Source organism: Bradyrhizobium sp. 142 (genome assembly GCF_023074015.1).
Taxonomy (GTDB): domain Bacteria; phylum Pseudomonadota; class Alphaproteobacteria; order Rhizobiales; family Xanthobacteraceae; genus Bradyrhizobium.
The window spans coordinates 1-597 of sequence record NZ_JADPKQ010000190.1; the positions used below are offsets into that span (position 1 = coordinate 1).

1 protein-coding gene is annotated in these 597 nt (G+C 70.5%); it reads right to left on the minus strand.

What is annotated here, in order from left to right:
* A partial coding sequence (locus tag IVA82_RS17165) for an Ig-like domain-containing protein (protein WP_247493423.1) occupies positions 1 to 597 on the minus strand: 597 nt, incomplete at both ends.

Genomic DNA, 597 nt, shown 5'->3' on the forward strand with positions numbered 1-597 from the left:
ATGGCGGTGCCGATCGCGGTGGTGCCGTCGAGGATGGTGACGCTGGCGCCGGCGTCGGCCACGTCCACCGTGCCGGTGATGGTCTGGCTGGCCTGGTTGACCGGTCCGCCGGTGCTGGTGATCGCAACCGTCGGCGCCGCCGTGTCCAGGATGAAGCTCAGCGCGGAGGTGGTCGAGCTGTTGCCGGCGGCATCGCTGAACTGCGCCGCGATCTGCTTGGTGCCATCGGCTCCGAGATCGCCGGCGGTCACCGTCAGGCTGACGCTGCCTGCCGTCACGTCAGTGGCCGTGATCACATGCGTGACCGGATGGGCCAGCGGCGAGCCGCCCAGCAACAGCTGCACCGTATCGCCGACGGCAGCCGTCGGGGTCAGCGCCACCGTGAAGGTCGGCGCCGTCGCCGACGTGAGATTGTCCGTGTTCGAGGTGCCGGTGTCCGAGCCCGCCGTCAGGTCCGGCGTGCCGCCGCTCGGCGCCGCCGTGTCGAGGGTGAAGCTGAGCGAGGCCGAACCGGTGTTGCCGAAGCTGTCGGTCTGGCTTGCCACGATGGTGTGCGATCCATCCGCCAGCCCGCTCGGGAGGAACGACCACGCCCCT